Annotated in this window: 4 protein-coding genes and 2 pseudogenes; 1 reads left to right on the top strand and 5 read right to left on the bottom strand. The window is 65.3% G+C overall.

Going from position 1 to position 5577, the window contains the following annotated elements:
- The 3 genes and pseudogenes from QZ609_RS23950 to purB form a co-directional block, all read right to left on the bottom strand.
- Positions 1-160: pseudogene (locus QZ609_RS23950) on the bottom strand (polyisoprenoid-binding protein); the annotation flags it as partial.
- A gap of 99 nt (positions 161-259) precedes the next feature.
- Positions 260-844, bottom strand: a complete 585-nt coding sequence (locus tag QZ609_RS23955) for a cytochrome b (protein ID WP_295500197.1) — start codon at positions 842-844, stop codon at positions 260-262.
- Between the two features lie 260 nt (positions 845-1104).
- Positions 1105-2487: an adenylosuccinate lyase gene (gene purB / locus QZ609_RS23960; RefSeq protein ID WP_295500200.1), complete on the bottom strand. Its 1383-nt coding sequence runs from the start codon at positions 2485-2487 to the stop codon at positions 1105-1107.
- Positions 2488-2718: 231 nt separating this feature from the next.
- On the opposite strand from purB, the gene QZ609_RS23965 reads away from it, so the two are divergent.
- Positions 2719-3327: a glutathione S-transferase N-terminal domain-containing protein gene (locus QZ609_RS23965; protein WP_295500203.1), complete on the top strand. Its 609-nt coding sequence runs from the start codon at positions 2719-2721 to the stop codon at positions 3325-3327.
- Between the two features lie 12 nt (positions 3328-3339).
- On the opposite strand, the gene rpsP is transcribed toward QZ609_RS23965, so the two are convergent.
- Positions 3340-4404: a 30S ribosomal protein S16 gene (gene rpsP / locus QZ609_RS23970; protein WP_295500206.1), complete on the bottom strand. Its 1065-nt coding sequence runs from the start codon at positions 4402-4404 to the stop codon at positions 3340-3342.
- 57 nt (positions 4405-4461) lie between these two features.
- Positions 4462-5577, bottom strand: a pseudogene (locus tag QZ609_RS23975) (hypothetical protein); the annotation flags it as partial.

Here is a 5577-nt window from a genome sequence, read left to right on the forward strand (position 1 = left end):
TGTCCATCGGCACGCCGAGCTGCTTGCCGGTGGCGGTGACGCTGCTCTTGGCGGCGTCCACCTGGGCGATGGCCGGAATCGCGCCAAACGACAGCGCGGCGATCGACAGCGCGCCGGCGGCGATCAGGGCGAGGGCGCGGGGGCGCGCAAAACGTTTCATCATCAGACTCCTTCAGTCAGGCCGGATCGTGCCGGCGGTCTTGGTCGGGATGGAGAAGCTTGGGCGCCGGCAACGGGCCAGCGCATTGAACAAACAGGATCAGCGCAGGAACGGCAGCATGCGGCGCAGCGTGCCGTCACGGTCGATGACGTGGTGCTTGAGCGCGGCCAGCACGTGCAGCACGACGATGGTGGCCATGGTCCAGTTCAGCCACTCGTGCGCCTCGTGGAAGAGGTCCTTGAGCATGTCGCTCTTGTCGAACGGCATCGGCAGCGCCCACAGGCCCAGGTAGACCACCTTGATGCCGGCGGCCACGCTCAGCAGGTAGCCGGTGAGCGGCACCGCCAGGATCAGCAGGTACAGCACGACGTGCGCGGCTTCGGCGGCCTTGTGTTGCCACGCCGGCATGCCTGCCACCGGGGCCGGGGCACGATGCGTCAGGCGCCACAGCACGCGCAGCACCGCGAAGATCAGCACCGTGATGCCGATCCACTTGTGATACGAGTACAGCTTGAGCTTGGTCGGCGTGAAGCCGGGGATGTCGGTCATGTACAGACCGAGTCCGAACGCGGCGAAGATCAGCAGCGCGATGATCCAGTGCAGCGCGATGGCGGGCTTGCCATAAGCGCCGTCATCGGCGGCAGGGGCACGGACGGCGAGATTCGGTTGGGCGGCTTGCGACATCGATTCCCTCGGGGTTGGAGACGCTCATCGGCGGCGCCTGTCGGTAAGACCGCTCCGCTGAATGAATGTGCATTATTTGCGCGTTCCGACCGGGCAAGTCGGCCCGAAGTTCACGAAGCGATTCAAATTTTTTGATTGACAAGGCAGCTTGATGTCCATGGCGGAACAGAGCGTTCTGCAGTGCGCACCAAACAAAACGGCCCGCTCCGTGATCCAGGAGCGGGCCGTTTTTCTGACCACACCAGCAAATTTTCGCAATATCAGCCGATACGGCGCGCCAGGTCTGCCGCCTTGCCGATATAGCTGCCCGGCGTCATGTCCAGCAGCAGCTTGCGCGCGTCTTCCGGAATCGCCAGCGTGGCGATGAAGTCACGCAGCGCCTCGCGCGAGATGCCCTTGCCGCGCGTCAGCTCCTTGAGCTGCTCATACGGGTTGGCGATGCCATAGCGGCGCATCACGGTCTGCACCGGCTCGGCCAGCACTTCCCAGCAGGCGTCCAGGTCTTCGGCCAGGCGGGCGGGGTTGGTTTCCAGCTTGCCCAGGCCGCGCAGGCAGGCGTCGTAGGCGAGCAGGCTGTAGCCGAAGGCCACGCCGACGTTGCGCAGCACGGTCGAATCCGTCAGGTCGCGCTGCCAGCGCGAGACCGGCAGCTTCTCCGACAGGTGGCGCAGCACCGCGTTGGCCAGGCCGACGTTGCCTTCGGAGTTCTCGAAGTCGATCGGGTTGACCTTGTGCGGCATGGTCGACGAGCCGATCTCGCCGGCCTTGGTCTTCTGCTTGAAGTAGCCCTGCGAGATGTAGCCCCAGACGTCGCGGTCCAGGTCCAGGATGATGGTGTTGGCGCGCGCCACGGCGTCGAACAGCTCGGCCATGTAGTCGTGCGGCTCGATCTGGATGGTGTACGGGTTGAACGTGAGGCCGAGTCGGCTTTCGATCACGTTCTTCGAGAAGGCTTCCCAGTCCAGCGACGGGTAGGCCGACAGATGCGCGTTGTAGTTGCCCACCGCGCCGTTCATCTTGCCCAGCAGCTCGACCGCCTCGATGCGGCGGATGGCGCGGTCCAGGCGCGCCGCCACGTTGGCCATTTCCTTGCCCAGCGTGGTCGGGCTGGCCGGCTGGCCGTGCGTGCGGGAGAGCATCGGCACGTCGGCGTTGAGGTGGGCCAACTCGACCAGGCGGGCCTGCACGCGGCGCAGCGTCGGCACGACCACCGTGTCGCGCGCGCCCTTGAGCATCATGCCGTGCGAGGTATTGTTGATGTCTTCCGAAGTGCAGGCGAAGTGGATGAACTCGCTGGCGGCTTCCAGTTCGGCATTCCCCTTTACGCGCTCCTTCATCCAGTACTCGACGGCCTTCACGTCGTGGTTGGTGACGGCCTCGATCTCCTTGATGCGGGCGGCGTCGGCCTCGACAAAGTTCTCGACCAGCGCCAGCAGCGCACGCTCGGCGTCATCGGAAAAGCGCGGGATCTCGGCCAGGCCGGCCTGCGACAGGGCGATCAGCCAGTGCACCTCCACCTTCACGCGGTGGCGCATGAAGGCGGCTTCCGACAGCCACTCGCGCAGCGGATCGGCCTTGGCGGCATAGCGGCCATCGATGGGAGACAGGGCAGTCAGAGCAGACAAAGCAGCGGGCGACGACATGGCAGGTGGGAAAAAATGTGAAGGGAATCTCAATCCGGACAACCCGGACGCGGCATCGCGCGTTGAATCGGAGGCGCCCAAGCGCACCCGTAGCGAACCCGCGATTTTACCATCCGGCACACCCTTTCCATGCCTCTTGCGGGCACTGGCAAGCCTCCGTTTGGATGAAGGATCCGATAACGCACACGGAGAAGTGCGCAGCTATACTTCCGCCTCCAACATGACATGCCTATGAAACTGATCGGATCCCACGCCAGCCCCTACACCCGCAAGGTCCGCGTGGTGTTGGCGGAAAAGAAAATCGACTACCAGTTCGTGCTGGAGAACGTGTGGGGCGCCGACACGCAGATCCACGAATTCAACCCGCTCGGCAAGGTGCCGTGCCTGGTGATGGATGACGGCGGCGCCCTGTTCGATTCGCGCGTGATTGCCGAATACGCCGACACGCTGTCGCCGGTGGCGCGCCTGATTCCGCCCGCCGGCCGCGAGCGCGTGGAGGTGCGCTGCTGGGAAGCCCTGGCCGACGGCCTGCTCGATGCCGCCGTCGCCCTGCGCGTGGAAGATACCCAGCGCACGCCCGAGCAACGCAGCGACGCTTGGATCGCGCGCCAGCAGCGCAAGATCGATGAAGCACTCAAGGCCATGGCGCAAGGCCTGGGCGAGAAAACCTGGTGCAACGGCAACCACATGACCCTGGCCGACATCGCCGTCGGCTGCGCGCTCGCCTATCTGGACTTCCGCCAGCCGCAACTCGACTGGCGCGCGCGGCACCACAACCTGGCCGCGTTCTATGCGCGCATGGAGAAGCGACCGAGCTTCACGGAAACCCAGCCGCAGTAGGCGGCGCCCGCCTTAGGCGGCGGCCGGGGCGAACCGGTCGGCCCGTGCCATCGGCCAGTAGCGCTCGTAGAGCTGATAGCGGTAGCGCCCGGCCAGCAGGTCGCCGGGCTCCAGATACTTCAGCAGTGTGGAAAGCAACTGCACCTCGTTGCCCGACACACGCCGCACGATGTGGTGCGCGCAGAATTCCACCGGATGCTGCAGGCCGGCCGCCTGCGTCAGCTCCAGCAGCGCATGCAGCGTGTGCGCGTGGTACTGGTGCACGCGCTCGGCCTTGTCCGGCACCACCAGCGCCTTCTGGCGCGATTTGTCCTGCGTGGCCACGCCGGTCGGGCAACGGTCGGTGTGGCACTTCTGCGCCTGGATGCAACCCAGCGCGAACATGAAGCCGCGCGCCGCGTTGCACCAGTCGGCACCCATCGCCAGCGTACGCGCCACGTCGAAGGCGGTCACGATCTTGCCCGACGCGCCGATCTTGATCTTGTCGCGCAGGTTGGCGCCCACCAGCGTGTTGTGCACCAGCAGCAGCCCTTCCTGCAGTGGCGTCCCCACATGGTCGGTAAATTCCAGCGGCGCCGCACCCGTGCCACCCTCGGCCCCGTCGACGACGATGAAGTCCGGCAGGATGCCCGACTCCAGCATCGCCTTGACGATGCCGAAGAACTCCCACGGGTGGCCGATGCACAGCTTGAAGCCCGTCGGCTTGCCACCCGACAGCGTGCGCAGGCGGTCAACAAACTGCAGCAGCCCCAGCGGCGTCGAGAACTCCGAATGCGCCGCCGGCGAGATGCAGGCCTGCCCGATCGGCACACCGCGCGTGGCGGCAATCTCCGGCGTGACCTTGGCAGCCGGCAGCACGCCGCCGTGACCCGGCTTGGCGCCCTGCGACAGCCAGTACTTGATGCGCTCTTCCTTGAGCACCAAGCGCTTGGGATGGTCCTTGGCCACCATCGGGTCGAAAGTGCCGAGTCTCTCGATGAAGCGGCCGTCCCGCGGGGACCGCGAGTCCGCCAGAACGATGCGGTAGAACGGGCGCTTCTTGGCGCCGCCCCGGGACAATCTGATTCTCAATGACATGTCGGTGTGCTTCTCCTGTTTTCCATTGGCGACATTCGGGTTGTCTATAGCGGCATATCAGTGGGGCAAGAGGCCGGCCATGGGGTGGCGCATCAGGCCCTTCATACCCAACTTGGCGATCTTCTTCATCATCCGGTTGGTGTCCTTGTACTGCTTGATCAGCCGGTTGATGTCCTGAACGGTGGTGCCCGAGCCTTGGGCGATGCGGCGTTTGCGCGACCCGTTCAAGAGCTTGGCGTTTCGCCGCTCGGCCGCGGTCATGGAATCGATGATGGCGGCCTGGGTGACGAGGACGCGGTCATCGACCCGGCGGCCGGCCAGTTGCGCCTTCATCCGTCCGGCGCCGGGCAGCATCCCCAACATGCTCTCGATGCCGCCCATCTTGCCGAGCTGGCGCAACTGGTCGCGCATGTCGTTGAGATCGAAGGCGCCTTTCTTCATCTTGGCGGCGAGCTTCTCGGCCGCTTCCACCTCGATGGTCTCGGCCGCCTTCTCGACCAGCGTCACCACGTCGCCCATGCCGAGGATGCGCGAGGCGATGCGCTCGGGATGGAACTCCTCGAGCGCGTCCAGCCCCTCGCCGACCCCGATCAGCTTGATCGGACAGCCGGTGACGGCACGCGCGCTCAGCGCCGCGCCGCCGCGCGCATCGCCATCGACGCGGGTCAGCACGATGCCGGTCAGCTTGATGCGTTCATCGAACTGCTTGGCAACGTTGACGGCGTCCTGGCCGATCATGGCGTCGGCGACGAGCAGGGTCTCGGCCGGATTCACGATGTCGCGCAACTGCGCCGCCTCGTCCATCAGCGCCTCATCGACATGAAGACGTCCGGCGGTGTCGATGATAACCACGTCGAAACCCTCGAGCTCGGTGTTCAGGAACTCTTCTACGCTAACGATACGCAGCTCGATCGGTGGGTGACCCCGAGGGATGGCGTGCAGCGCCCGCTCCAAGAAAAACAATTCATCCTCGTAAGGAGTCGTGCGCGGATCGCCGTTGACCGCCAGCACCCGCACACCGCGGACGATATCGATCACGAAGGACGCCGAGTCATCGACGTCGAAATCGTCGTCCCCGTCCGCGTCGGTGACCAACCGCACGGTACCGACATAGACGCCAGGACTGCCAAAGTCGTGCGTCAACGTCTTTTCCTCGATGCCGCGGGCGGCAAT

Origin of the sequence: uncultured Ralstonia sp., assembly GCA_913056305.1 — a bacterium.
Lineage (GTDB): Bacteria > Pseudomonadota > Gammaproteobacteria > Burkholderiales > Burkholderiaceae > Ralstonia.

Excerpts from the sequence above, each read along its gene's own strand:
- rpsP (WP_295500206.1), bottom strand. The coding sequence starts at position 4,404 with ATGTCATTGAGAATCAGATTGTCCCGGGGCGGCGCCAAGAAGCGCCCG.
- purB (WP_295500200.1), bottom strand. The coding sequence starts at position 2,487 with ATGTCGTCGCCCGCTGCTTTGTCTGCTCTGACTGCCCTGTCTCCCATC.
- QZ609_RS23965 (WP_295500203.1), top strand. The coding sequence starts at position 2,719 with ATGAAACTGATCGGATCCCACGCCAGCCCCTACACCCGCAAGGTCCGC.
- QZ609_RS23955 (WP_295500197.1), bottom strand. The coding sequence starts at position 844 with ATGTCGCAAGCCGCCCAACCGAATCTCGCCGTCCGTGCCCCTGCCGCC.